This window comes from Sanguibacter massiliensis, assembly GCF_900240335.1.
In the GTDB taxonomy this organism is placed as follows: domain Bacteria; phylum Actinomycetota; class Actinomycetes; order Actinomycetales; family Cellulomonadaceae; genus Flavimobilis; species Flavimobilis massiliensis.
In genome coordinates this window covers 2,241,464-2,267,870 of sequence record NZ_LT964979.1, presented here as the reverse complement: position 1 = coordinate 2,267,870, position 26,407 = coordinate 2,241,464, and the positions used below count along the sequence as shown (strand labels likewise).

18 protein-coding genes, 1 tRNA gene, 4 rRNA genes and 2 pseudogenes are annotated in these 26,407 nt (G+C 68.2%); 9 read left to right on the top strand and 16 right to left on the bottom strand.

Annotated features, from left to right (window positions below; translation table 11 throughout):
* Window positions 1-228: 228 nt before the first annotated feature.
* The 6 genes and pseudogenes from C1729_RS15395 to dcd all read right to left on the bottom strand — a co-directional run.
* Window positions 229-1,117, bottom strand: a pseudogene (locus tag C1729_RS15395) (IS1634 family transposase); the annotation flags it as partial.
* Window positions 1,118-1,462: a hypothetical protein gene (locus C1729_RS10545; RefSeq protein WP_129590729.1), complete on the bottom strand. Its 345-nt coding sequence runs from the start codon at window positions 1,460-1,462 to the stop codon at window positions 1,118-1,120.
* Between the two features lie 233 nt (window positions 1,463-1,695).
* A complete protein-coding gene (locus C1729_RS10540) occupies window positions 1,696-2,319 on the bottom strand; it encodes a DUF3060 domain-containing protein (RefSeq protein ID WP_165375485.1) in 624 nt (207 codons plus the stop codon).
* 447 nt (window positions 2,320-2,766) lie between these two features.
* Window positions 2,767-3,147: pseudogene (locus C1729_RS10535) on the bottom strand (IS1634 family transposase); the annotation flags it as partial.
* A gap of 450 nt (window positions 3,148-3,597) precedes the next feature.
* On the bottom strand, window positions 3,598-4,665 hold the full coding sequence (locus C1729_RS10530; RefSeq protein WP_102509904.1) for a hypothetical protein: 1,068 nt from the start codon (window positions 4,663-4,665) through the stop codon (window positions 3,598-3,600).
* Window positions 4,666-4,667: 2 nt separating this feature from the next.
* Window positions 4,668-5,243, bottom strand: a complete 576-nt coding sequence (gene dcd, locus C1729_RS10525) for a dCTP deaminase (protein ID WP_102509903.1) — start codon at window positions 5,241-5,243, stop codon at window positions 4,668-4,670.
* A gap of 149 nt (window positions 5,244-5,392) precedes the next feature.
* Between dcd and C1729_RS10520 the strand changes: the two genes are divergently transcribed.
* The 3 genes from C1729_RS10520 (at window position 5,393) to C1729_RS10510 (ending at window position 8,880) form a co-directional block, all read left to right on the top strand.
* Window positions 5,393-7,882: a glycoside hydrolase family 94 protein gene (locus C1729_RS10520; RefSeq protein WP_102509902.1), complete on the top strand. Its 2,490-nt coding sequence runs from the start codon at window positions 5,393-5,395 to the stop codon at window positions 7,880-7,882.
* The gene (locus tag C1729_RS10515; RefSeq protein WP_102509901.1) at window positions 7,782-8,729 is read left to right on the top strand and encodes an aldose epimerase family protein; all 948 of its coding nucleotides are present in this window, start codon (window positions 7,782-7,784) and stop codon (window positions 8,727-8,729) included. The genes C1729_RS10520 and C1729_RS10515 overlap by 101 nt, the downstream gene beginning before the upstream one ends.
* A gap of 80 nt (window positions 8,730-8,809) precedes the next feature.
* Window positions 8,810-8,880: transfer RNA gene (locus C1729_RS10510), tRNA-Gly, on the top strand.
* Window positions 8,881-9,029: 149 nt separating this feature from the next.
* Here the strand turns inward: C1729_RS10510 and C1729_RS10505 are convergent.
* Window positions 9,030-9,638 (bottom strand): class I SAM-dependent methyltransferase, encoded by a 609-nt coding sequence (locus C1729_RS10505; protein WP_422917649.1) that lies wholly within the window; start codon window positions 9,636-9,638, stop codon window positions 9,030-9,032.
* A gap of 168 nt (window positions 9,639-9,806) precedes the next feature.
* On the opposite strand from C1729_RS10505, the gene C1729_RS10500 reads away from it, so the two are divergent.
* Window positions 9,807-10,304: a DUF4395 domain-containing protein gene (locus tag C1729_RS10500; RefSeq protein WP_102509899.1), complete on the top strand. Its 498-nt coding sequence runs from the start codon at window positions 9,807-9,809 to the stop codon at window positions 10,302-10,304.
* A gap of 143 nt (window positions 10,305-10,447) precedes the next feature.
* Here the strand turns inward: C1729_RS10500 and C1729_RS10495 are convergent, their stop codons facing one another.
* Complete coding sequence (locus C1729_RS10495) at window positions 10,448-11,587, bottom strand: acyltransferase family protein (protein WP_102509898.1); 1,140 nt, start codon at window positions 11,585-11,587, stop codon at window positions 10,448-10,450.
* Between the two features lie 540 nt (window positions 11,588-12,127).
* On the opposite strand from C1729_RS10495, the gene C1729_RS10490 reads away from it, so the two are divergent.
* Window positions 12,128-12,736 carry a TetR/AcrR family transcriptional regulator gene (locus tag C1729_RS10490; protein ID WP_102509897.1) on the top strand — a complete coding sequence of 203 codons (609 nt, stop codon included), beginning with the start codon at window positions 12,128-12,130 and terminating at the stop codon, window positions 12,734-12,736.
* 79 nt (window positions 12,737-12,815) lie between these two features.
* On the opposite strand, the gene C1729_RS10485 is transcribed toward C1729_RS10490, so the two are convergent.
* A complete protein-coding gene (locus tag C1729_RS10485; RefSeq protein WP_102509896.1) occupies window positions 12,816-13,340 on the bottom strand; it encodes a DinB family protein in 525 nt (174 codons plus the stop codon).
* 160 nt (window positions 13,341-13,500) lie between these two features.
* Here C1729_RS10485 and C1729_RS10480 point away from each other — a divergent pair, with 160 nt between their 5' ends.
* From C1729_RS10480 to C1729_RS15220, 3 genes are all read left to right on the top strand, one after another.
* Entirely contained in the window at window positions 13,501-14,202 is a 702-nt protein-coding gene (locus C1729_RS10480; RefSeq protein ID WP_102509895.1) for a biliverdin-producing heme oxygenase, read from the top strand.
* Between the two features lie 121 nt (window positions 14,203-14,323).
* A complete protein-coding gene (locus C1729_RS10475; protein WP_102509894.1) occupies window positions 14,324-14,755 on the top strand; it encodes a hypothetical protein in 432 nt (143 codons plus the stop codon).
* 135 nt (window positions 14,756-14,890) lie between these two features.
* Window positions 14,891-15,016 carry a hypothetical protein gene (locus tag C1729_RS15220; protein ID WP_277985814.1) on the top strand — a complete coding sequence of 42 codons (126 nt, stop codon included), beginning with the start codon at window positions 14,891-14,893 and terminating at the stop codon, window positions 15,014-15,016.
* Window positions 15,017-15,637: 621 nt separating this feature from the next.
* Here C1729_RS15220 and C1729_RS10470 read toward each other — a convergent pair.
* From C1729_RS10470 to C1729_RS10445, 6 genes are all read right to left on the bottom strand, one after another.
* Window positions 15,638-17,728, bottom strand: coding sequence for a bifunctional copper resistance protein CopD/cytochrome c oxidase assembly protein (locus C1729_RS10470; RefSeq protein WP_102509893.1), 2,091 nt, complete (start codon window positions 17,726-17,728; stop codon window positions 15,638-15,640).
* A gap of 118 nt (window positions 17,729-17,846) precedes the next feature.
* Window positions 17,847-18,065 carry a DUF6458 family protein gene (locus C1729_RS10465; RefSeq protein WP_102509892.1) on the bottom strand — a complete coding sequence of 73 codons (219 nt, stop codon included), beginning with the start codon at window positions 18,063-18,065 and terminating at the stop codon, window positions 17,847-17,849.
* Between the two features lie 196 nt (window positions 18,066-18,261).
* Window positions 18,262-18,375 (bottom strand): 5S ribosomal RNA (gene rrf, locus C1729_RS10460).
* A 24-nt stretch (window positions 18,376-18,399) separates the two neighbouring features.
* Window positions 18,400-18,516: ribosomal RNA gene (rrf, locus tag C1729_RS10455) — 5S ribosomal RNA — on the bottom strand.
* Window positions 18,517-18,583: 67 nt separating this feature from the next.
* Window positions 18,584-21,686: ribosomal RNA gene (locus C1729_RS10450) — 23S ribosomal RNA — on the bottom strand.
* 424 nt (window positions 21,687-22,110) lie between these two features.
* Window positions 22,111-23,631, bottom strand: a 16S ribosomal RNA gene (locus C1729_RS10445).
* Together the 16S, 23S and 5S rRNA genes form the textbook arrangement of a ribosomal RNA operon.
* Window positions 23,632-24,222: 591 nt before the next feature.
* Here C1729_RS10445 and C1729_RS10440 point away from each other — a divergent pair.
* Complete coding sequence (locus C1729_RS10440; RefSeq protein WP_102509891.1) at window positions 24,223-24,855, top strand: hypothetical protein; 633 nt, start codon at window positions 24,223-24,225, stop codon at window positions 24,853-24,855.
* 77 nt (window positions 24,856-24,932) lie between these two features.
* Here the strand turns inward: C1729_RS10440 and C1729_RS10435 are convergent, their stop codons facing one another.
* On the bottom strand, window positions 24,933-26,399 hold the full coding sequence (locus tag C1729_RS10435; RefSeq protein ID WP_102509890.1) for a dihydrolipoamide acetyltransferase family protein: 1,467 nt from the start codon (window positions 26,397-26,399) through the stop codon (window positions 24,933-24,935).
* Window positions 26,400-26,407: the final 8 nt, after the last annotated feature.

The following is a 26,407-nucleotide window of genomic DNA, read 5'->3' as shown; positions in this document are numbered from 1 at the left end:
GAATGGTCCCGAGGCGTCAATCCGTCGGGATGTGACGTGCAGGGTCGGCACGTCACACGGCTCGGTCACACGTCGACCGCCAGCTAGAGAGACTGGTCGAGAGTTCTGAAGATCATCCCGAGGAGGAAGAGCGTTCCGACGGCGACGAACACCCACTCGGCGACGCCGAACGAGGCGATCACCCGATGTGCGTCCGGCCGCGGCAACTCTCTGGCCCCCGAGTCAACGTCGTGTCGACGCAGACTCGCACACCGCCCGCCACGAGGCAGGATGCGCGGCGGGATCCCAGACAGGCTCGGCTCGGCGCAGCGGGTCATTCTCGAGGACGCGGGAATCCTTGGGCGTGAACGCGGTCGATGACTTGCCCGTCGGTGAACGCGTCCCCGTTCCAGCGGAAATGGGAGGCCAGGTCGATGGACGCCTTGGTGGTGCTCGAGCCGACGATGAAGTGCAGGTCCGCCTCGTCCAGGGCTGTGAGGTTGACCCCCGAGAGCATCCCGGCGTCGGCGACCACGACCATGTGCGCCACATCGTGGCGGGCCTGGAACTCCCGCACGATCGGCACCATCGTGCGGGTCTCGGCCTTGTTGCCTTCGAAGCAGCCGATCTCCAGAGGGAACCCGCCGCGGTCCACCAGGAGGCCGACGACGATCTGAGGGTCGACGCGGCGCTCCTTGGAGAAACCGACCTTGCGNATCGGCACCATCGTGCGGGTCTCGGCCTTGTTGCCTTCGAAGCAGCCGATCTCCAGAGGGAACCCGCCGCGGTCCACCAGGAGGCCGACGACGATCTGAGGGTCGACGCGGCGCTCCTTGGAGAAACCGACCTTGCGCAGGTCGTCTTCCTTCTCCGCCTCGAAGTACAGGGTGGTGACGTCGTAGAGAACCAACGACACGTCCCCGCTGCGGGTGGCGCGGGCGAAACAGGCCGCGGCGATCTGTCCGCGGTAGTCGTTGGCCGCTGCGCGCTGCAGGCAGCGGCGCAGCGTCGACTCGCTCGGCGGGGTGCGGTCCACGTCCCGCAAGACCCGTCCCACGTCGCGCAGGGAGGTCGGCTCGACCAAGCGCGCGATGACCAGGTCGCGGAACGTGTCATCGCCCAAGGTGTTGAACCCGAGCTAGTCGTAGATCGCCTCGAGCGCGCCAGCCAGCGTGCCCGAGCCGGTCCCGAGGACCCTCCCGGCGCCGTCACGCTCGGCGCCGACGGCTGGGGGCCGCCACAGCCGGGAGGTTGGAGCAGGCACGAGCCGAGCAGTGCGCGGAGCGGGAGGCGTGGCGAAGTCCAGGGCGCCTTGGTCCGGATCGCCAAGCAGCCCGCGGGCGTGCTCGAGCACAATGCCGAGCTCTGCCTCAGTGTGAGCCGAGCCGACATGAGCGACGATTCGGCGCTTGCCTGCGACGGACTCGGCGATCTGCACCGCCGTCGCCCCGGAGGCGGTTCGAACCTTTCTCACCCATGCCACGGCCCGATTGCATCACCCCTTAGTGCCTCAAATCAAGGCACTACGAGTGCATCGTTGCAGGTCAACGCACTGGGACAGGCACGCGGCCGCGAGCGTGACCAAACTCAGGCGACGGGGATCTGCCACAACTGCGCCTGATGCGCCCGAGAGGTGCCCCGACGCGTGACCGCACGTGTGACAAACGAGGGCCTCGCGACTCCGTCGCGAGGCCCTCGTTCGTGTGCGGACGATCGTCAGCGCGACGTGCGCACCTTGATGACGTTGTCGGTCCCGGTGACCTTCACGGTCTTCGCCTTGCCGGTCGCCGCCTTGACGTAGTTGTTCGCCCCGACGACGCGGAGGCTGCGCAGGCTGGTCACCTTCACGTGGTTGCCGCTGCCGCGCACGACCAGCGTCGTGGTCTTCCCTGCACGGAGCTTGTTGTTCGCACCCTCGATGCGGGCCGTCTTGAGCTTCTTCTTCACGGTGATGCTCGCGTTGCTCGCGTCAGTCTTCAGCGTCCCGAGCGAACCGCCGACCTTGAGGTTCACGCCGGCACCGGTGATCGACGCCTTGCGGACGTTCTTCGCGGCACGGACTGTCGCGTTGCTGCCCGTCACGCTGAGCGCCGTGGCTGAGGGCAGCGAGACCGTCACGCCGGTTCCCGTGATCGTGACCTTGCCACACGCGCCCTCCAACCGGTACGTGCCGAACGAGCTGGAGATCTTCACGCTGCCACGGCTGCAGTCGATGGTCGTCGCGCTCGCGGCGGCGGGCGAGGCGAGCGCTGTGGCGCTCGACCCGAGCGCGAGAGTGCCGGGAATGCCGAGCGAAGCGGCGATGACGAGGGTGGACAGGCGCTGGGAAAGGCGGCTCACGAGTGCTCCTGAGGCAGGTCGGGGAATCGGCTTGTCGAGCGTACCCTCCCGCTCCGAGGCTTTCCTGTCGAACGTCCGTCTCTGATCCCTCACCAACGCTCACCGTCGCGCGTGTGTGCGGTCGACCTGCCGAAACGTCGGATGGCACCCCATGCGCTCGAGGCGCCGACGGTGGACGCAATGGAGCTTTGCGGGAACAGGCGAACCCGGGTCGAGGGGCTCGTTTCCGCGTGGAATCAAGGCATCTGCGAGGATGCCGACCCTGTCGGGGAGTCAGATGACCCACTGATCGGCGCTTCGGCCGAACCAAAGAAACGACCTCGAACACGGCTCACAGACGAGGAAGTGAACGCTATGCGAACAGCCCGCGCGCAGGGCGTCAGCGTGATCGTGCTGGCGCGCCAGTTCGGGGTCCACGGTGGCACCGCCTGAGTTTGGTCATTTGGCTTACTGCCTTGACCTCCGTCCGTGAAGCGCGTCGAGCAACGCACGGTCGGTGTCGTTGATCTCGGGTTCAAAGGTCTGCCGGGTGCCGTTGATCGCGATCGTCGCCGACCGCAAGGGAAGTAGCTGCCGCACGATCTTGCGGATCGCAAGCCCGCTACGGTCCTGGGCCTCGCGTGCCACGGCCAGCGCGGTGAACACCACGGTGAGGTGAGCCTCGATCGCATCACGGGTCCGCACGAACATGGGCCGCGCCCGAAGGTCGGTCTTGGACATTCGGAAGGACGCCTCCACCTGCCACAGCTCACGATACGAGCCGATGACCTCTCCCGCACTTATGAGATGCGCGGGCAGGTTGGTGACATACCCCTTGAGACCCACCAGGATCACCCGATGTGCGTGAGGCCGCGGCAACTCTCTGGCCCCCGAGTCAACGTCGTGTCGACGCAGACTCGCGGAATGGCTCAACCATGTCGTCACGACAAGTGTCCCGACGAGCAGCAGCGTGCCCGCCCACTCCAGAAGCAATCTCATCTTGTCCCCGCACCATGCAGCAGGCGACGACCATCTAAAGAACCAACTGTCCACATTCGATCCCATGGGACCGCGACTTGCGCTTAGGCGAGCTCAACGCCCGATGTCCATTATGCGTACCGTGGTCTTCTGGCGGGGCTGCGGACAGACGCTGCGGGCCGCCCGAGGTCCGAACGCTGTGCGGGCTGTCTGGGGCAACGCTCCTGAGGTCTGGTTGATGCACCGACGTCGCGAACCCGCCCGTTGAGCGGGTCGGATGGCGTCAATCCGCGATCCGCGGGAATGAGGGCCCCGGAGCGGTCAGAGGTCCTCGGGATGCACCGGCAGGTCCGCCGCATCGGTGACGACGCCGCCGACGGCCGCGTGCAGCGTGCGCGCGAGCTGGCCCATGCGCTCTGCGGCGCGCGTGCGCGCGATGCGGTGCCCGGGCGCGGGGTTCTCCTCGAGGAGCTCGAGGTCGTCGAGAGGGAACCAGCGGACCCGGTAGGCGATCGTGCCGGCGGACGCCCACGCGTGGCGGCTCACGGAGAGCGGGGGGTGCTCCTCGCCGCCGATCTCGACGGCGACGAGCCCGTCGTCGCCGAGGTCGAGGTGGAGGGCATAGCCGGTGCGCTGCTCGGGTGTCGTGAGGGCGTGGATGTCGAACGCGTCGGCCTCGTCGTGCAGCGCGGCGCGCGCCGCGTCGTCAAGCACGGAGATCGCGGGGCCCTGGATGCGCAGCGTCTCCGGTGGCCCGTCCCAGTCCGTGCCGTCGGGTGCGTAGACGACGCGGGCGTCGAGCGCGCGCAGGGTTGCGAGCGCGGCCTCGGGGTCGAGCCAGACGTCGGAGTGGACGGTGAGGTCGACGTGCGCGTCGGGGTCGGGCGTGAGGGTCGCGGGTCCGGCGTCGGTCGCGAGGACGAGCGTTCCGTGGAGGCGTCGGGCGACGTCGAGGAGCCATGCGACGACGCGTGCCTCCTCGTGGACGGGGAGCCCTGCGTCGAAGACGCGGGAGAGTCCGTCGGGGTCGCCCGAGCCCGCGAGGGCTCGTTCGCCGCGTTCGCGCGGGACGAGCACGTCGACGACGTGCGCGGTCGACGGGGCACGCAGGCCGGCGCCGGGCCCGTAGGGGCCGACGACGGTCGTGTGGCGGGAGAGCGTGAGGACGCCGGGTGTGACGTCGCCGACGGGACCGGGCTCGGTCGTGAGCGTGGCGGACGGGAAGCGGCACGCGGCGAGGTCGGCGAGGTCGAGGAGGTCGTCGCGGGCGATCTCGCCGCCGTCGTCGGCGCCGCCGAGGACGAGGAGGTGCCGGACGCGCCGTTGCCGCCCGGCGCCGGCGTGGAGGTTCGTGTCGGGCTCGGCGGGCAGGGGCCGCAGCGCGGCCACGGTCAGACCTCGCTCCGGTGGAAGGACTGCCAGGACCGGGATGCCGTCGGGCCGCGCTGACCCTGGTAGCGCGAGCCGTAGACGGAGGAGCCGTAAGGGTTCTCGGCGGGGGTCGAGAGACGGAAGAAGCAGAGCTGGCCGATCTTCATGCCGGGCCACAGCATGATCGGCAGGGTGGCGACGTTCGAGAGCTCGAGGGTGACGTGCCCGGAGAAGCCGGGGTCGATGAAGCCGGCGGTCGAGTGCGTGAGGAGGCCGAGGCGGCCGAGGGAGCTCTTGCCCTCGAGGCGTGCGGCGATGTCGTCGGGCAGGGTGACCTGCTCGTACGTGGCGCCGAGGACGAACTCGCCGGGGTGGAGCACGAAGGGCTCGTCGGGCGGGGTCTCGACGAGACGGGTGAGGTCGGGCTGCTCGGTCGACGGGTCGATGTGCGGGTACCGATGGTTGTCGAAGAGCCGGAAGAAGCGGTCGAGGCGCACGTCGATGCTCGACGGCTGGATCATCGAGGGGTCGTAGGGGTCGAGGACGACCCTGGACGCGTCGAGCTCGGCACGGATGTCACGGTCGGAGAGCAGCACGGTTCCCACCGTACAAGCGTGGCGGGGTGCGTGGGCGGGATGTCTCGCAGGTCGCCCGTTCCCTTTCCGCGGAACTGCGGGCTATGATCGATCCAACCCCGTGTGGGAGCGCTTCCACACCATCCTGAACCCGAGGCCGAGAGGCAACCATGCGCTACGGACACTTCGACGACGAAGCCCGCGAGTACGTCATCACCACCCCCCACACGCCGTACCCGTGGATCAACTACCTCGGGTCCCAGGAGTTCTTCTCCCTCATCTCCCACCAGGCGGGTGGCTACTCGTTCTACCGCGACGCGAAGATGCGCCGACTCACCCGCTACCGCTACAACAACGTCCCCGCGGACGCAGGCGGCCGCTACTTCTACATCCACGACGACGGCGACGTCTGGACCCCCTCGTGGATGCCCGTCAAGGCCGATCTCGAGCACTTCGAAGCCCGCCACGGCCTCGGCTACTCCCGCATGGTCGGCGCGCGCGGCGGCCTCTCCGTCGAGACCCTCTTCTTCGTCCCCGTCGGCGTCAACGCCGAGATCCAGAAGGTCACGCTCACCAACACGTCCGACGCCCACAAGCGCGTCTCCCTCTTCAGCTTCGTCGAGTTCTGCCTGTGGAACGCGCAGGACGACCAGACGAACTACCAGCGGAACCTCTCGATCGGCGAGGTCGAGGTCGAGCCCGAGAGCCCGACGGGCACCGCGATCTACCACCGCACCGAGTACCGCGAGCGCCGCAACCACTACGCCGTCTACGGCGTCAACGCCGTCGCCTCGGGCTACGACACCGACCGCGACACGTTCGTCGGCGCGTACAACGGCCTCGGCGAGGCCGCCGTACCGCGCGACGGCAAGGCAGGCAACTCCCTCGCCTCCGGCTGGTACCCCATCGGCTCCCACCAGCTCGACGTCGACCTCGCGCCCGGCGCGTCGCAGACCTACACGTTCGTCCTCGGCTACCTCGAGAACCCGCGCGACGAGAAGTGGGAGCCCGCCGACGAGGCCCGCGGCATCAAGCCACTCCAGGTCCTCAACAAGACGCGCGCGCACGAGCTCCTCGCGCAGTTCGCGACGACCGAGCAGGTCGACGCATCGTTCGCCGAGCTCCAGGCCTACTGGACGCGCCTGCTCTCGACGTACTCCGTGACGTCGACCGACGCGAAGCTCGACCGCATGGTCAACGTCTGGAACCAGTACCAGTGCATGGTGACGTTCAACATGTCCCGCTCAGCGTCCTACTTCGAGACGGGCATCGGCCGCGGCATGGGCTTCCGCGACTCCAACCAGGACCTCCTCGGCTTCGTCCACCTCGTGCCCGAGCGCGCCCGCGAGCGCATCATCGACATCGCGTCGACCCAGTTCGCCGACGGCTCCGCCTACCACCAGTACCAGCCGCTCACGAAGCGCGGGAACGACGACATCGGCTCGGGCTTCAACGACGACCCCATGTGGCTCGTCGCGGGCGTCGCCGCGTACCTCAAGGAAACGGGCGACTGGTCGATCCTCGACGAGCCCGCGCCCTTCGACAACGAGCCCGGCACCGAGGTGCCGCTCTTCGAGCACCTCGCGCGCTCGTTCGACTTCACAGTCGACAATCGCGGCCCGCACGGACTGCCGCTCATCGGCCGCGCCGACTGGAACGACTGCCTCAACCTCAACTGCTTCTCGTGGGAGCCCGGGGAGTCGTTCCAGACGACCGAGAACCAGGCGGGTGGCGTCGCCGAGTCCGTGTTCATCGCCGCCCAGTTCGTCCTCTATGGGCGCGAGTTCGCGGACATCGCCGAGCGCAGGGGGCTCGACGACGTCGCCCGGCACGCCCGCGAGGCCGTCGCCGCCATGGAGCAGGCCGTACTCGCGCACGGCTGGGACGGGCAGTGGTTCCTCCGCGCGTACGACTACTACGGCACCCCGATCGGCACGGACGCGGACCCGGAGGGCAAGATCTGGATCGAGCCGCAGGGCTTCGCGACGATGGCCGGCATCGGTGCGGACGTGCCGACCGACGCGGGAGTCTCGCGCGCCGAGCTGGCGCTCGACAAGGTCGAGGAGATGCTCGGCACCGAGCACGGCAACGTCCTGCAGTTCCCCGCGTACACGAGCTACCAGGTGAACCTGGGCGAGGTCTCGACGTACCCGCCGGGGTACAAGGAGAACGGCGGCATCTTCTGCCACAACAACCCGTGGGTGATCATCGGTGAGACGGTGCTCGGCCGTGGCGACAAGGCGTTCGACCTCTACCGGAAGATCACGCCCGCGTACCGCGAGGACATCTCCGACGTCCACCGGCTCGAGCCGTACGTGTACGCGCAGATGATTGCCGGCAAGGAGGCGGTGCGGCACGGCGAGGCAAAGAACTCCTGGCTCACCGGGACGGCCGCGTGGAACTTCGTTGCGGTGTCCCAGCACCTCCTCGGTGTGCGGCCCGAGCACGACGGCCTCGTCGTCGCTCCGTGCATCGGTCCGGACGTCCCGGAGTTCACGGTGACGCGCGTCGCGCGGGGCGCGACGTACACGATCCGCGTGCGGAACTCGGGCGAGCGCGGTGCGCAGCCGCGGCTCACGGTCGACGGCGCCGCAATCGAGGGGACGACGGTGCCGTGGGCGCCGGAGGGCTCGTCGGTCGAGGTGGACGTCGACCTGTGAGCGTCGGCCTCCGGGCCGCAGTCGACGCCGAGGCGGCGGCCCCGGCCGTGCGCGCCACCACGTGCCGTCGGCGTGCTCGAGCTTCCCGCTCGTGCCCTGGTCGAACCGGGTCGCGGAGTGCACCCTGACGTTCCGTGGCCGCTCGTGGCGGCTGCCGCGGACGGCGGCGGACGGCACGTCGATGCACGGGGCGGTGCTGCCGTACGCGATCAGCGTCGTCGAGGCGTCGGGCACGCACGTGACGCTCCGTTTCGACGCGCGCACCGTCGTCGGCGTGGGCTTCCCGTGGCGGTTCACGACGACGCTCACGTACGCGCTCACGGGCGACGGGCTCGCCGTGACGACGACGGTCGCCAACGTCGACGACGAGGACTTCCCGGCGGGCTTCGGCCACCACCCGTACCTCGTGCGCGAACTCGTGCCGGGGCGGGGTGACGCGCTGCTCGAGCTGCCGGCCATGGGCGGGTACGGGCTCACGGACGCGGTCGCGACGGGGCCAGCGGCCGTAATCCCGTCGCGTGCGGACTTCCGGGCGGCGCGCGAGCTCGGCGGGCGGTTCATCGACGACTGCCTCGTCGCGGCGCCGGGCGCGCCGGCGCGCGTCGTCTACCCGGGCGCGCGTCGCGATGGCGGGGACGTCGAGGTGCTCGTCGAGCGGGACGACGTCTACGGGCACTGGGTCGTCTACGTGCCGCCGGGCCGTTCGTACTTCGCAGTCGAGCCGGCGACGCACGCCAACGGCGGGTTCGCGCTGCTCGAGGCGGGCGTGCCGGGGTCCGGGGTCCGGGTGCTCGAGCCGGGTGAGGAGATCACGGGGCGGTTCGCGCTGCGCGTCCCGGCTGTGTGAGCGACGCGCCCCGGCCGTCGCACGCGGGACGCCCGGCTGCGGGTATGCTCTGGTGTGCGACGTCCCGCGTGGGGCGTCCTGCGGATGTAGTTCAATGGTAGAACTTCAGCTTCCCAAGCTGACAGCGCGGGTTCGATTCCCGTCATCCGCTCCGTACGACGAAGGCCCCGGACCTCAGGCCCGGGGCCTTCGTCACGCCCACCCCGCACCCCCGGGCCCAGGAATCCGCGCAGATGGTTGCTGCTAGCAGCCATCTGCGCGGATTCCTGGTCCGGGGGCGTGATCGGTGGAGCGGCGCCGTCACGCCTCGCGGAGAACCGCGACGACGAAGTCGCTGTCGGGCTCGTAGGGGCGCAGGTCCCACGTCGCGAGGAGCACGTCGGGCACGAGCCCGGCGCGGCGCGCGTCGGCGAGGAAGGCCTGGACTGCGTAGCCGCGGCCCGCGCCGAAGCCGACGACGACGCGACCGCCGGGTGCGAGGTGCGCGTGCATGCGGGAGAGGGCGGCCTCATGGGTGCCGTCGGCGAGGAACGTCATGACGTTGCCGGCGCACACGACGAGGTCGAACGGCTCGGCGATGCCGCGCGCAGGCAGGTCCATGTCGACGAGGTCGCCGACGAGCCACGTGGGGCCGGGGTGGTCCTCCTCGGCGGCGGCGATGAGGACGGGGTCGATGTCGACGCCGACGACGGTGTGACCGCGGGCTGCCAGGGCGCTGCCGACGCGGCCGGGTCCGCAGCCTGCGTCGAGGATGCGGGCGCCGCGCGGGAGCATGGCGTCGACGAGGCGGGCCTCGCCGTCGACGTCCTTGCCGTCGCGGGCCATGGCGCGGAAGCGCTCGACGTACCAGGTGGAGTGGTCGGGGTTGGCCTCGACGATCTCCTCCCAGCGGCTGCGGGGGTGGGTCACGGTGTCCTCCTCAGGGGTCCAAGCCATCGTCCCACGCACGCCTCGGACGCAGCCCCGCCCCTCCCGGGGGCGGGAGGTACGTCCGGTGTGCGCCGGCTGCGCGTCCGAGGCGCGAGATTCTGGAGCAATCGCGTCGAGAACGACGATGAGAGGGCGCACCATCCCCGCATGGCGTCGTTCTTCAGCTTCCCCAACCCCGTGAACGAGCTCGCTGCGCGCACGGTCGCTGCGGGTGTCGTCGTGCTCGGCGCGGTCACGCTCCTCACGCAGTCGTGGATCCCGCTCGTGATCCTTGCCGCGGGCTTCGTCGGTCGTGTCCTCGCGGGCCCGCGCCTCTCGCCGCTCGGCTTCGTGGCGCAGCGCGTCGTCGCGCCGCGTCTCGGCCCGGCACGTCTGGTCCCGGGCCCGCCCAAGCGCTTCGCGCAGGGCATCGGCGCGACGCTCACGTCGGCAGCGGTGCTCGCGTACGCGCTCGATGCACCGACGGTCGCGTGGGTGCTCGTCGGCCTCCTGCTCGTCGCAGCGAGCCTCGAGGCGTTCGCCGGCTTCTGTCTGGGCTGCTGGATCTTCGGCCGCCTGCAGCGCGTGGGGCTCATCCCTGCCGACGTCTGCGAGGCCTGCAACGACATCTCCCTGCGCCGTCCGGCCGCGACGCGGGCGGTCTGAGCTCCGGACGCGTGCGGGCCGGGCCTGTCGCGCGCATCCGGGTGGGCTGCTCGTCCACCCGCAGCTTTATGCGCTACCCGCGAGTCTGAACTCGCGGGTGGGGCACAAACTTGCGGGTGGGCGTGCCGGATCGGCGTGCCGGCTCAGGCCGCAGGCGTCCGACGGCGACGGAGCCGCGCCGGCAGCCCCAGGAGCACGACGAGCAGCGTTCCGAGGACGACGAGCACGACGGGCCGCGTCGCCCACCAGACGCCCGACGCCGGCTCGGGGAACGGCCATCCGGCCGCGAACCACAGCGCGGTGACGACGACGTAGAGCGGCAGATGCCAGAGGAAGGCGCGGAGCGACGCGTCGGCCACCCGGTCGAGCAGCGGTGCGGCCCGTGGCCCGTCGAGCCGCCCGGCGAGCGCTCGCCGCGCGAGGAGCGCGAGCGGCACCTGCGCCCAGACGTGCGCGAGCGCCTGGGTCGAGGGCGGGTTCATGGGTGAGCGGTCGCCGGGCAGGCCGACCATCGACCACGACCACTCCCCTGTCGACGCGAGCAGCGCCATCGTGCCGAAGCCGGCCGCTGCCCACAGGGCGAGCGCGGGCGCACGGACGCGCGTGAGGCGGCCATCGCGGTACGCGAACCCGAGCTGCTGCGCGAGCCCCCACACAAGGACGTAGTTGAGGTAGCCGTACCAGGGCACGTCGGTGACGATGCGGACGGCGTCGACGGCGATAGCGCCAACGCTCATGACGATCCACACGCGCCAGCCCCAGCGGGCGTCGAGCCGCAGTCCGAGCGGCGCGAGGACGACGAGCACGCCGTAGACGGCGAGGAACCACAGGGGCATGAGGACGGCGACGGCGACGGTCGCGGTGAGGCCGCGCGGCGCCCCGGCGAGGAGGGCGATCCCGACGACGGCGAGCACGAGCACGACGAACGGCACGACGGGGCCGAAGAGGCCGCGGAGACGTCGGCCGACCCAGGCACGCGAGCTGAGCCCGCGGGCGCGGGCGCGCGTGAGGCTCGTCGCGTTGGCGAACCCGCCGACGAGGAAGAACAGGCCGATGAGGACGAGCACCCAGGTGGCGGGCCAGGCCCAGCGCGCGCGGGCGAGGACGTTGCCGACGTGGAGCGCGCCGCCCGCGTCGACGCTCACGGCTGCCATCGTCCAGTGGCCGCAGATGACGGCGCCGAGCGCGACGGAGCGCACGAGGTCGGCGAAGCGGTCGCGGGCGAGGTCGGCGGGGGCGATGTCGGCCGGACGCGTGCGGGCGTCGGGAGCGGTCTCGGTCACATGCCGAGACTAGGGCCGTCCGCCGTGTCGCGTCAGGTGGTGTCACGGCTCTCCCCCGGGCGCGAGGCCCGGGGGAGAGCGCGGTGAGCCGCAGCTGCCCGGGTGCGCCGGTCGACGTGCGTGGCGCGCGGTGGCGCGCCGAGCTGCGGTCGGACCCTCGGGACCGTCCTCGACGCGGCGTCGCGACCGTGCGCGCCGGTGGTGGCCGGCGTGCGCCGTCGGGGTCGTTTTCCGGTGGGTCGTCACCGTCGGGGCCGTCCTGCGCACGGTGGCGCGGGGTGGTCGACGGTTCCTTGTTCCTCAGTTCTTATTCTGGTCATGCCCTGGTCGACAAGACCCCACGCGGGTGTAGTTCGGGCGTCGGAGGCGCCCACAGCGTCATGCACAGGCGGGGCCGCACGATCCCCACACCGTCCACAACCCTGTGGACAACATCTGTGGATGGGCGTCCAGCCAGTGGATGCCCTCCGGGAACGCCCTGTGACGTGTTGCACCGCGGCGAGGGACCATCGTCCTGACGATCGGTGGCATCATGTCACCATGCCCAAGATCATCGGAGGGTCGCTCGCCGAGCACCGGCAGCAGACGAGGCACAAGCTCTTCACCGCGCTCGCCGCGCTCATGGACGAACGCGGCTTCGACTCGATCACGCTCGCGGAAATCGCAGCCGCCGCAGGCATCGGCCGCACCGCGGTCTACAACCACTTCCCCGACAAGGAGTCGCTGCTCGTCGGGTTCATCAACCACGAGACGGAGCAGTACGTCGCGAGCCTCGAGCGCGAGCTCGAGGACGTCGACGACCCGGTCGCGCAGATGCGCACCTACGTCCGTGCCCGCATGCGCCTCAAGCGCGTCTTCCACCTCGCTCCGGGCCCCGAGCTCCGCACGGTCGTGTCCCGCTCGACTGCCCGACAGTTGCGTGGCCACGCAGACATCGTCGAGACGATCCTGCGCCGCATCATCGTCGAGGGGATCTCCCGCGGGCAGTTCCCCGACCAGGACCTCGACGTCACGGTGAGCCTCGTCAACTCGTGCCTCTCGGGCCGTTCACTCGGCGACGACGAGGCCGGCCGTGCGGCCGCGTGCCGCGCGACGGAGGCGTTCGTCCTGCGTGCCGTCGGGGCGAGGATCCCGACGCCGGCGCGCTGACCCCGCGCCCCGGCGAGGAATCCGCGCTGATGGCTGCTCCGAGCAACCATCAGCGCGGATTCCTCGCCGAGAGGAAGCGCTACGCGCTCACGTCGTGCGCGTGGTGGACGAGTTCGTGCGCGGTGTAGAGCGCGAGGGTGCGGAGCGTGAAGTCGGCGCCGTCGCCGCGGCGTCCGCGTCGTTCCCATTCGTCGTCGCGCACGTCGGCGTAGGCCTGCGCGAACCATCCGGCGCGCTCGGCGATCTCGTCGGCGACGGCGAGCGGCCGGTCGCCCGCGTAGTCCTTCTCGATCGCCGCGGCGTCCTGGTCCCAGCCGGGGAACGTCGGCGCGTCCTCCTCGCGGATGTTGAGGGCGCGGGAGGCCATGACGTCGAGGACGTCGCGGATGTGGCACGCGTACTCGAGCGGCGACCAGGTGCCGGGTGCGGGCCGTGCGCGCACGTCGGGGCGCACGAGCACCTCGCGCCAGCGCAGCACGTGCTGCTCGAGCGCGTCGAGGTGCTCCTCGACGGGCCGGGCGGGGTCGAACCCGCACTCCGCGCAGGGGCGCGTGAGCACCCACGTCCAGTCCTTGCCGTCGGGCGTCACTGCATCGTCGCTCATGGTCCCGATGCTAGGCGCGCACGGGCAGCAGGGCACGGGGACGACGCCGCGTCCCAGCCTCCGAGCATGGGTAGGCATACCTAAGTCGGCACGGTATCGTGACGCATTGTCATGACGCGCGTCCACATCCCGCGCGCACCGAGATCCGCTGGAGCCTTCTGTGACCACGACCGTCGAGTCCCCCGCCCTTCCCGTCAGCGACGGGACCGGGCCGGAGACGCTCTCCGCGCTGCTCCGCGTCGGCACGCGCGAGGAGCACAGGGAGGCCGAGACCATGGGGTACATCGAGACCCTCATGAGCGGCGGCTACGGCGATCGTGGCCGCGCCGCCTACACATCGCTCGCCATCCAGCAGCACGCGATCTACCGGGCCCTCGAGGAGGCTGGCGCCCGGATCGCGGCGACGTCCGAGGGCGCCGCCGCGGGCATCGTCCTGCCCGCCCTCACGCGCACCGCGCAGATCGAGGCCGACCTCGCCGACCTCGTCGGCGCGGGCTGGCCCTCGCAGATCACGTACCTGCCCGCGACGCAGCGTTACGTTGAGCGCCTTCTCGCCTCGGCGTCGTCGCTCGCGACGTACGCCGCCCACGCGTACACCCGCTACCTCGGCGATCTCTCGGGCGGCCAGGTCATCAAGGTCATGCTCCAGCGCCACTACGGGCTCGGCGACGAGGGACTGCGCTTCTACACGTTCGAGGAGATCGCCAAGCCCAAGGTCTTCAAGGACGAGTACCGCGCGCTGCTCGACGCGCTCCCGCTCGACGACACGGGCCGCGCGACCGCGGTCGCGGAAGCGCAGGAGGCGTTCCGCCTCAATCGCGCCCTGTTCGCGGAGCTCGGGCAGCTCCACCCCGCGGCCTGAGCGTCCCCTCCCCGGACGGCTCTTCGAGCCGGACGTCACCTCGCGCAGGGCTGCGCAGTAGCCTGGCCTCGCGTCGATGTTCCGTCCCGCATCGGCGGTCCCCTACCGCCCGAGGTCCACCATGCCCACGGTCCGCACCCTGCTGCGCCTGCCCACGACGCTCGTCGCCGCAGGACTGCTCCTGCACCTCACGCCGTCCGCCCACGGCGTGCCCGCTGTGGACGGCACGTCCGCCCTCCAGGCGATCACGGCGACGGCAGCCGTCGCCGCGCCGCTCGGTGCCGTCGACGCCTCGCAGCCGACGACGACGCCCGCACCCGGCCCCACCGGCTCCGGCTCGCCCACGACGACGAACGACCCGGGTACGGAGAGCAGCGCCACCCAGGACGCAACGACGCGCTTCTGGGTGCTCACCGCGGCAGGGCTGCTCATCGCGGCGGCCGCCACCGTCTGGTCCATCCGGCGGGTCCGGGCCGTCCGCGGACGCGAGCTCACAGACGAGCACAGCCCTGGTGACGTCGACAGGACACCGACGCCGCGCCCCGACGCCTGAGCAGGTTCGCGAGCTCACCGCCCACCAGCATTGGCAGCGCTCCCTCAAGCAGCCACCCGCGGCTGCCGATATGGTCGACGAGACGATGTGTCCACGCGGGGCCCTTGCCTCGCCCAGTGCTGCCGGAGGTCACCCGTGCCCTTCCCCTCGCCCGATCCGACGACGACGTCGACGGACACCCCGCTGTCGCTCGACTTCTCCAGTTCCGACGCCTCGCTCGCCGAGGTGCTCGAGGGCATCCTCTCCGTCCCGGAGTCCTGACCGAGGAGCCGTCGCGCACGACGGGCGGGGGGCCGACCGTGGTCGACTCCCGCCCGTCGTGCGTCACGCGCCTGCGCGCTCCCGGGTTTAGCCGGCTCGCGCAGTGAGCGTCGCCGCCCGCTTGCTCGTGCTCATCGTCCTCCCGGCGACGACGGTGTGGGTCTTGCTCGTCGACGCGCCGCCCAGGCCGTAGCGATCCGTGCTGGCGTGCGGGCCTTGCCGGCGAGTCAGCTACTCGCCTCGAGGGTGTAGGAGCCCGGGGAGAGCTCCTCCGTCGTGCGGTTCCCGTCCTCGCCGGTGGAGTCGTAGTCGCTGCCGAACCGTCGCCGGAGACCTCCTGGAGGTATAGGGAGACTTCGGGCACCGGGGCACCGCCCGGCATCACGACCTTGATCTCCACGGTGCCGGTCGTCGGGTTGGCGGCCTGGGCGGGGATGACGCCGAAGCCTCCGACGACGAGCGATGCGGTGGCGAGCACCGCGATGATGTGTCCTCGCATGGGGTGCCCTTCCGTCGCGCGGCCGCAGCCGCAGTGAGCGGCGTTCGTTCCGAGGCCCCCCACGCTTGATCCGCCAGCGTGATCGTCACGTCGCGCTGTCAGAACTCTGGCGGTGGATTCACCTACTCGTCGTGCGCAGGAGGATGCGCTTCCCGGGCCGGGAGGTCGCGCGGGCCGGCCGCGGCGAGGTCGCGTTCGGCGAGCCCGGCGAGCATCGCGTTGTAGTCGTCGAGCTCGGTGTCCGCGCCGGTTCGTTCGATGCGTCGGTCGCGACGACGAGCGCTGCGCTCGTCGTCGCGCGCCCAGCGGAAGGCGACGACGATCGCGAGGAGGACCGTCGGAATCTCGCCGACGCCCCACGCGACCCCACCGCCGATCTGCTGGTCGTCGAGCGCGGGCGGCCCCCATGGCCGTCCCAGCAGCCCGAACCACTCGGGCACGAGCAGCGCCGTCTGCGACATGAGGGCGACGCCGAAGAACGCGTGGAACGCCATGGTGGCGAGCAGCAGGAGCAGCCGGAGCGGGTACCCGGGGCGGGTAGGCCCGGGGTCGATCCCGATGAGGGCGTTGGCGAAGAAGTACCCGGCGAGCGTGAAGTGCGCGACCATGCCGAGGTGCCCGACGTGGGTCGTGAGCGCCCACTCGAACAGGGGCGTGTAGTAGAAGAGGATCATCGACCCCGCGAAGTTCACGGCGGCGATGACGGGGTGCGCGAAGAAGCGCCCGTAGTGCGAGTGGACGATCGTGAGGAGCCACTCCCGCGGTCCTCGGGAGTCGTCGCCCCGGGCTGGGAGCGCGCGCAGCGCGAGCGTCATGGGCGCGGACAGCACGAGCAGCAGGGGCACAACCATCGCCATGGTCATGTGCTGGACCATGTGGCCCGAGAAGAGGATCCGTCCGTAGACGGCTGCACCGCCGGACGTCACCCACATGAGCACGACCATGCCCGCGCACCAGACGACGACCCGCCCGACGGGCCAGGCATCGCCACGGCGGCGGAGCCTCAGGTACCAGCGGACGTAGACGATGATGGCAGCGATGATCGCGGCGCCGAGGATCGCCTCCCACCGCACGAGGGTGAGCCACCGGGCGACCGTCGGCTCGGGCGGCAGAGCCTCGCCCGTGACGAGCTCGGCGGGCGTCGGCGTCGCCGGAGGTTCGTCGGGCACGGGCGGCGCTGACGACGTGAGGGCGCCGGCGATGCCGGCGACGGCTCCGAGGAGGAGCGCCTCGGCGGCCATGAGTCGCCAGAAGAGTCGGCCGGCGGCCTGCGCTGACTGCTCGAGCCCGAGCCTTGCGACGACGTGCCGGCGGTGCTGCCAGCCGAGTAGGCCGAGAAGCCCGAGCCCGACGGTCTTCGCGACGATGAGGATCCCGTAGCGGGTCGTGACGAGGTCGTCGACGGCGCCGAGTCGGACGATCGCCGAGAGCACGCCGGAGTACGCGACGAGGACGAGGCACCATGCAGCGAGCGTCGAGAACCTCGCGACGATGTCGGCGAACGCCGACGCACGCAGGCCGCCCCGGGCACGGAGGGCGACGAGCACGAGGATCCCTCCGGTCCAGGCGGCCGCCCCGACGAGGTGGACCATCATCGCCGAGACGGCAAGGTCGTGGCCGTTCGCGCCGGCGGTGTGGCCCGTGAGGGACCGGAGCGACAGCGCGCCGAGGACGAGGGCGAGGCACCACGCTGAGCCGGTGGGTGTGCGCACGAGGAGCGCGAGCACCGTGACGCCCGCAGCGATGACCGCCATCGCGAGCTGGGTGCGTCCGAGGGGGACCTGGAGCACGAACTCGGCGAGCTGTGAACCGAAGCCGGCGTCGCCGCTCCGCGCGCCGAGGACGTCTGCGAACGTCGTGATGACGTCGGCGATCGCGAGGAGCGTCCACGCCCCTGCGGCCGCCCCGGCGATGGTGAGGGCGCGGTCGCGGTCACGTCCCGAGGGGAGAAGGAAGGTCACGAGGAGGAGTGCCCCCACGGTCACGGACGTCGCAAGGTCGCGCAGCACCCCGATGAGCGGGAGCGCCCACGTCACGAGCGGACCGGGATCAGAGATCACTGCAGGGTCGAAGATTCCGGTGGTGAGGCCCGCGACGATGGCGGCGGCAATGCCGACGAGGGCCGTGCCGGCAAGGACCGCGGCGCGGTAGCTGCGGACCCCTGTGCCTGTGACGTCTGGCGTGGGTGCGGCCGGGACGGCAGGGGCGGTCATGGGGCCCATCCTAGGCGCGCGGCGTCTGGGACGAGGCCGCCAGCCACGGAACCTCCGCGCTTTGGGGGACGACGAAGCCCCCTGCGCTTCGGCGCAGGGGGCCCGTGCGTGGGGTGGCTCAGACGCGCGGGGGGTCCTCGCGGTGCTCGACGATCTCGTGGTGCGAGGTGTTGGAACGCTGCGCCCCGGCGATCGCGCCGATGATGAGGGCGAGCACCCCTGCGCCCATGCAGATGTAGCCGATCATCACGAGGTCGATGCCCTCGATGCGGTCGGCGACGGCGAAGGCGAGGATGGCTCCGATCACGAGGAGGAAGATTCCTGTGCCGTACTTCATGGTCGTTCCTTCCGTCGGTCTGACTGGAGGGACCATCGTCACCCGTCCGGTGCGTCTTCGCACGTCGGGAGAGGGGTGAAGAGGTTCAGCGACCTAGGTGGGCTCACCTCCGACCCCGGGGAGACCGGCTCCGGCGGAACCGCTCCGAAAACGACGAAGGCCCACCGCTCAACGGGGTGGGCCTTCGCGAAAGAATGTCCGGCAGCGTCCTACTCTCCCACCCCGTCACCAGGGCAGTACCATCGGCGCTGTGAGGCTTAGCTTCCGGGTTCGGAATGGGACCGGGCGTTTCCCTCANCCCACCCCTTAACGGGGTGGGCCTTCGCGAAAGAATGTCCGGCAGCGTCCTACTCTCCCACCCCGTCACCAGGGCAGTACCATCGGCGCTGTGAGGCTTAGCTTCCGGGTTCGGAATGGGACCGGGCGTTTCCCTCACGCTATGACTGCCGTAACTCTATAGGGTTATCAACACACCGGTGATGACCCGGGAACCGCACAGTGGACGCAAGCAAAACTGTTGTATCAAGTCATCGGCTATTAGTACCGGTCAGCTCCACGAGTCTTTCGTCCTCGCTTCCACATCCGGCCTATCCACCCAGTGGTCTCCTGGGAGCCTCACACCCTCAAGGGGCAAGGAAATCTCATCTTGAAGCAGGCTTCCCGCTTAGATGCTTTCAGCGGTTATCCCTTCCCAACGTAGCCAACCAGCCGTGCTCCTGGCGGAACAACTGGCACACCAGAGGTTAGTCCGTCCCGGTCCTCTCGTACTAGGGACAGGTCTTCTCAAATTTCCAACGCGCGCAGCGGATAGGGACCGAACTGTCTCACGACGTTCTAAACCCAGCTCGCGTACCGCTTTAATGGGCGAACAGCCCAACCCTTGGGACCTACTCCAGCCCCAGGATGCGACGAGCCGACATCGAGGTGCCAAACCATGCCGTCGATATGGACTCTTGGGCAAGATCAGCCTGTTATCCCCGGGGTACCTTTTATCCGTTGAGCGACGGCGCTTCCACAAGCCACCGCCGGATCACTAGTTCCGACTTTCGTCCCTGCTCGACCTGTCAGTCTCACAGTCAAGCTCCCTTGTGCACTTGCACTCGACACCTGATTGCCAACCAGGCTGAGGGAACCTTTGAGCGCCTCCGTTACATTTTAGGAGGCAACCGCCCCAGTTAAACTACCCACCAGGCACTGTCCCTGATCCGGATCACGGACCGAGGTTAGGTATCCAGAGCGACCAGAGTGGTATTTCAACGATGACTCCACCGACACTGGCGTGCCGGCTTCACAGTCTCCCACCTATCCTACACAAGCCGCACCGAACACCAATACCAAGCTATAGTAAAGGTCCCGGGGTCTTTCCGTCCTGCTGCGCGTAACGAGCATCTTTACTCGTACTGCAATTTCGCCGAGTTCGCGGTTGAGACAGCGGGGAAGTCGTTACGCCATTCGTGCAGGTCGGAACTTACCCGACAAGGAATTTCGCTACCTTAGGATGGTTATAGTTACCACCGCCGTTTACTGGGGCTTAAATTCTCAGCTTCGCTCCGAAGAGCTAACCGGTCCTCTTAACCTTCCAGCACCGGGCAGGCGTCAGTCCGTATACATCGTCTTGCGACTTCGCACGGACCTGTGTTTTTAGTAAACAGTCGCTTCCCCCTGGTCTCTGCGGCCCTCAAACGCTCCCCTGGCAAGCAGGTTCACGCCTCAGGCCCCCCTTCTCCCGAAGTTACGGGGGCATTTTGCCGAGTTCCTTAACCACGATTCTCTCGTCGCCTTAGTATTCTCTACCTGACCACCTGAGTCGGTTTAGGGTACGGGCGGCTTGAGCCTCGCGCCGAGGTTTTTCTAGGCAGCATAGGATCATCGACTTCCCTTAACGGTCCCCGTCAGCTCTCAGGCACATGAACGGCGGATTTGCCTACCGTTCGCCCTACAGCCTTGGACACGGTCTACCATCGCCGTGCTTCGACTACCTTCCTGCGTCACCCCTCGCGCTGACCTACTACCGGATTGGTTCACGGCCTCACCGGAGCACCGGTCCCCCGAAGGGAACATGGTGCCGGCTCGGGCGCTTAACATCACCGGATTCGATCTTGGCGGCTCTTCGCCGGTACGGGAATATCAACCCGTTGTCCATCGACTACGCCTGTCGGCCTCGCCTTAGGTCCCGACTAACCCAGGGAGGATGAACCTGGCCCTGGAACCCTTGGTCATTCGGCGGACGGGATTCTCACCCGTCATTCGCTACTCATGCCTGCATTCTCACTCGTGTAGGCTCCACCGCTGGGTTCCCCCGCGGCTTCAACGCCCACACGACGCTCCCCTACCCATCCACACGCCTGGACCACGAAGGCCTAGCAAATGTGTGAATGCCACAGCTTCGGCGGTGTACTTGAGCCCCGCTACATTGTCGGCGCGGAATCACTTGACCAGTGAGCTATTACGCACTCTTTCAAGGGTGGCTGCTTCTAAGCCAACCTCCTGGTTGTCTGTGCAACTCCACATCCTTTCCCACTTAGCACACGCTTAGGGGCCTTAGCTGGTGGTCTGGGCTGTTTCCCTCTCGACTACGGAGCTTATCCCCCGCAGTCTCACTGCCACGCTCTGGCTTGCCGGCATTCGGAGTTTGGCTGACGTCAGTAACCTGGTGAGGCCCATCGGCCATCCAGTAGCTCTACCTCCGGCAAGGAACGCGTGACGCTGCACCTAAATGCATTTCGGGGAGAACCAGCTATCACGGAGTTTGATTGGCCTTTCACCCCTACCCACAGCTCATCCCCCCAGTTTTCAACCTAGGTGGGTTCGGTCCTCCACGCGGTCTTACCCGCGCTTCAACCTGGCCATGGGTAGATCACTCCGCTTCGGGTCTAGACCCAGCGACTATGGTCGCCCTCTTCGGACTCGCTTTCGCTACGGCTTCCCCACACGGGTTAACCTCGCCACTGAGCACTAACTCGCAGGCTCATTCTTCAAAAGGCACGCGGTCACCCCTGCTAAGGAGGCTCCCACGGTTTGTAAGCACACGGTTTCAGGTACTATTTCACTCCCCTCCCGGGGTACTTTTCACCTTTCCCTCACGGTACTGGTCCGCTATCGGTCACTAGGTAGTATTTAGGCTTATCGAGTGGTCTCGACGGATTCACACGGGATTTCTCGGGCCCCGTGCTACTTGGGAACACCCTTGGGAGGCCACGCCATTTCGTCTACGGGGGTTTCACCCTCTGTGCCGGACCTTCCCAGATCCTTCGACTATGACGTGACTTTCTGACTCCCTGGACCAGCGGCAGCTGATCCCAAAGGGTCCCACAACCCCGTACGCGCAACGCCTGCCGGCTTTGACACACGCACGGTTTGGCCTCATCCGCTTTCGCTCGCCACTACTCACGGAATATCTCTTCCTGCCGGTACTGAGATGTTTCACTTCCCGGCGTTCCCTCCGCTCACCCTATATATTCAGGTGAGGGTACCTGGACATGACTCCAGGTGGGTTTCCCCATTCGGACATCCTCGGATCACGGTTCGTTTGCCAACTCCCCGAGGCTTATCGCAGGCTACGACGTCCTTCATCGGCTCCTAGTGCCAAGGCATCCACCATGTGCTCTTAGAAACTTGAACAACAGCTATTTGCAGATACCAAAGATATAAGAATCTTTGAAACTTCAAAGATGCTCGCGTCCACTGTGCAGTTCTCAAGCAACCACCGGCCCCGCGCGTTGTGCCAGGCGCCTGACCCGAGCCCGCAAAGCAGCTCAAGGTCGGTTCGCCGGCCGGCGCGGTCCGAAGAGGCAGGTCCACACACCCCGTGGGGCGTGGGCCTGTTCCCTCAGGACCCAACAGCGTGCTTGATCCTCCCCACCGACGCCGAGGTTCGCGGTCCTTCCCCAGCCGAAGCTAGAGCGTACTGGCGAGCCCGACCGCGAGATGCGGGGAGGCAAGAGTCAATGTTCCACCCATGAGCGTCCACCCCCGACGCGTACGGCCGAGGCGTGGCACTGACCCGAACACCAACCGTGAGGCTGGGCGGGTTGTGGCTCCTTAGAAAGGAGGTGATCCAGCCGCACCTTCCGGTACGGCTACCTTGTTACGACTTAGTCCCAATCGCCAATCCCACCTTCGACGGCTCCCTCCCAAGGGTTGGGCCACCGGCTTCGGGTGTTACCGACTTTCGTGACTTGACGGGCGGTGTGTACAAGGCCCGGGAACGTATTCACCGCAGCGTTGCTGATCTGCGATTACTAGCGACTCCGACTTCATGGGGTCGAGTTGCAGACCCCAATCCGAACTGAGACCGGCTTTTTGGGATTCGCTCCACCTCGCGGTTTCGCAGCCCTCTGTACCGGCCATTGTAGCATGCGTGAAGCCCAAGACATAAGGGGCATGATGATTTGACGTCATCCCCACCTTCCTCCGAGTTGACCCCGGCAGTCTCCTATGAGTCCCCACCATAACGTGCTGGCAACATAGGACGAGGGTTGCGCTCGTTGCGGGACTTAACCCAACATCTCACGACACGAGCTGACGACAACCATGCACCACCTGTACACCAGTCCGAAGACGCACACATCTCTGCATGATTCCGGTGTATGTCAAGCCTTGGTAAGGTTCTTCGCGTTGCATCGAATTAATCCGCATGCTCCGCCGCTTGTGCGGGCCCCCGTCAATTCCTTTGAGTTTTAGCCTTGCGGCCGTACTCCCCAGGCGGGGCACTTAATGCGTTTGCTGCGGCACGGAACTCGTGGAATGAGCCCCACACCTAGTGCCCAACGTTTACGGCATGGACTACCAGGGTATCTAATCCTGTTCGCTACCCATGCTTTCGCTCCTCAGCGTCAGTTGCGGCCCAGTGACCTGCCTTCGCCATCGGTGTTCCTCCTGATATCTGCGCATTCCACCGCTACACCAGGAATTCCAGTCACCCCTACCGCACTCTAGTCTGCCCGTACCCGATGCAAGCCCAAGGTTGAGCCTTGGGTTTTCACACCAGACGCGACAAACCGCCTACGAGCTCTTTACGCCCAATAATTCCGGACAACGCTTGCGCCCTACGTATTACCGCGGCTGCTGGCACGTAGTTAGCCGGCGCTTCTTCTGCAGGTACCGTCACTTTCGCTTCTTCCCTGCTGAAAGAGGTTTACAACCCGAAGGCCTTCATCCCTCACGCGGCGTCGCTGCATCAGGCTTTCGCCCATTGTGCAATATTCCCCACTGCTGCCTCCCGTAGGAGTCTGGGCCGTATCTCAGTCCCAGTGTGGCCGGTCGCCCTCTCAGGCCGGCTACCCGTCGTCGCCTTGGTGAGCCGTTACCTCACCAACAAGCTGATAGGCCGCGAGTCCATCCCCCACCGATAAATCTTTCCAGACCCGACCATGCAGTCAGGTCTCATATCCGGTATTAGCCACGATTTCCCGAGGTTATCCCGAAGTGAGGGGCAGGTTACTCACGTGTTACTCACCCGTTCGCCACTGATCAGGCAGAGCAAGCTCTGCCGTCACCGTTCGACTTGCATGTGTTAAGCACGCCGCCAGCGTTCGTCCTGAGCCAGGATCAAACTCTCCGTAAATGTGTATCGCCAGCCCCGAAGGACTAACAACCATACGAAGCGGACCCGAAGGTCCAATTAAACTGGCAATGACCGACAATCGTCGATCCATTCCAAAGGAATCTCCACGATCAGGCACCGAACCACCATGTAGCGGCCGGCATCCCTCTCGCACGAGAGTTATTTGGCATTGACTATCAAGCACACTGTTGAGTTCTCAAGGAACAGACGCGCATCCTCGCTCTTCCCTTGCGGGTCCTGCTCGGAGGCAACCGTTCAAACTTACTCTGCCCGCGTGCCGGTGTCAACTCCGGTTCCTTGCGGTTCCTGGTTGCGGTCGACGGCCAGTTCCCGTCCGCGGCACAGCGATGCTGTTCCGAGTCTGGGGGTGGTTCTCCAGGCGGGACCGGCCACCAGCTCTCTCCTTGCGGAGGCCTGCTCGGTGTCCGTTCCTCCCTGCCGGGCGAACGAGTAGAACGTTACGCGGAGGTTTCCACGAGGGTCAAATCCGTGAGCGGTGACGCCGGTCACTTGCCTCACCAGCCGGGCTATCGTGAACGTGCCGGCAGAGCCGCCGGCCCCGGCATCATGCCGTTCCCTCTGGAGCACGCCATGCTCGAAGCCATCGGCTGGATCGGATCCGCGATCCTCGTCCTCTCCCTCGTGCAGACACGCATCCTGCGGCTGCGGATCCTCAACCTCGCCGGGTGCCTCGTGCACATCGGCTACAACAGCGCCGTCGGCGTGTGGCCGATGGTCGGGCTCAATGTCGTCCTCGCGATCGTCAACGTCGTGCAGCTGCGCAAGCTCCTCAAGGAGCGGCACGCGGACGAGGGCGGTTACGACGTCGTACCCACCGACGTCGACGCACCCCTCCTGCGTCACCTGCTGACGCGCCATCACGACGAGATCGTCAAGCTCCACGGCGTCGAGCCCGCCGACGTCCCCGCGACCGAGGCCTACCTCGTCCTCCGCGGCGACGAGACCGTCGGTGCCGTCCTCCTCGACGACGCCGGCGACGGCACCGCACGCCTCACGCTCGACCACGTCGTCGAGCGCTACAGGGACTTCACGCCCGGCGAGCACGTCTTCCGCCGCTCCGGCATCCTCGCCGGGCACGGCTACGACCGCATCGTCACCCGGCCCGGGATCACCGGACGGACCGCCCAGTACTACGAGACCGTCGGCTTCACGCGTGACACGACGACCGACGAGTTCGTCCTCGCGGTCCCCGTCGCCGCCTGACCGCACCCGCCTCCTGACGGATCGACGCCGTCCCCCGTCGGACGGGGGCGGCGTCGATCCGTCGAGAAACGCGAAAGCTAGATCCAGACGAGGGCCTGACCCGGCTCGTGGAGCACCGCCGCGACGTCCGCGAGCACCCGGCTCGCCAACTCACCGTCGACAAGACGGTGATCGACGCTCAGCGCCAGCTGCGTCACCCACCGCTTCTTGATCTTCCCCTTGTGGACCCACGGCTGCTCACGGATCGCGCCGAACGCGAGGATCGCCGCCTCCCCCGGGTTGAGGATCGGCGTCCCCGTGTCGATCCCGAACACACCGACGTTCGTGATCGTGATCGTGCCGTCCTGCATGTGCGCCGGAGGGGTCTTCCCCGTCCGCGCCAGCTGCGTGAGCCCCGCGAGCGCCTCCGCGAGCTGCAGCAGCGTCGCACGGTGCGCGTCCTTGATGTTCGGCACCATGAGGCCCCGCGGCGTCGCCGCCGCGATCCCGAGGTTGACGTAGTGCTTGTAGACGATCTCCTGCGCGGCGTCGTCCCAGCTCGCGTTGATCTGCGGGTGCCGGTCGATCGCGATGAGCAGCGCCTTCATCGCGACGAGCAGCGGCGTCACCCGCACGTCCTTGAAATCACGGTCCGCGCGCAGCCGCTCGACGAGACGCATCGTCCGCGTGACGTCGACCGTGTGGAACACCGTGACGTGCGGCGCCGAGAACGCGCTCGCCACCATGGCCTCGGCCGTGCGCTTGCGCACCGACCGCACCGGCACGCGCGTCTGCCGCCCGTCGGACGTCACCGAACCCTGCGCGAGCCACGGCCTGTCGTCGTCGGTGTCGTTCGCGTACGTCGCGAGCTCGCGCGCGTCCGCGCGCTCCGCCTGCGCGACGACATCCTCGCGCGTGACGAGGCCACCCGGGCCCGACGGGACGATCGACGTGAGGTCGACCCCAAGGTCCCGCGCAAGCTTGCGGACCGGCGGCTTCGCGAGCACCACCGCAGGACCGCGCGACGACTCGGGGGCGGGCGCCGCCGTGCCCACCGGCGCGCGGGCCGGGACCGGCGCGGGCGCCACGACGCCGCCCGAAGAAGAACCCGCAGGCGCGACGGCCGACCCGGCCGCGGGCGTGCCCGGCGAAGCCGAGGGCGCGGCCCGGCGCGGACGTCGGGCCGACGCGTGCTCAGCCGTGCCGTACCCGACGAGCACCGCCCCCGAGCCGGCATCGGCCCCGTCCTGCACGCTCGGGGCAGCCGCAGCCGCGGATGCCGCCGCAGGTTCCGGAGCGGCCGGCGTCGCAGCACCGTCCGGGTCCGTGTCGACGACGACGATCGGCGTCCCCACCCCGACCGTCGTGCCCTCCGGCACGAGGATCTCCGCGACGACGCCCGTCCACGGGCTCGGCAGCTCGACGAGCGACTTCGCCGTCTCGATCTCGACGATCGTCTGGTTGACCGTCACCCGGTCGCCCACCGCGACGTGCCACTGGACGATCTCGGCCTCGGTGAGGCCCTCACCGGCGTCCGGCAGGGGGAAAGACTCGAAGGTCGGCACAGCGTCTC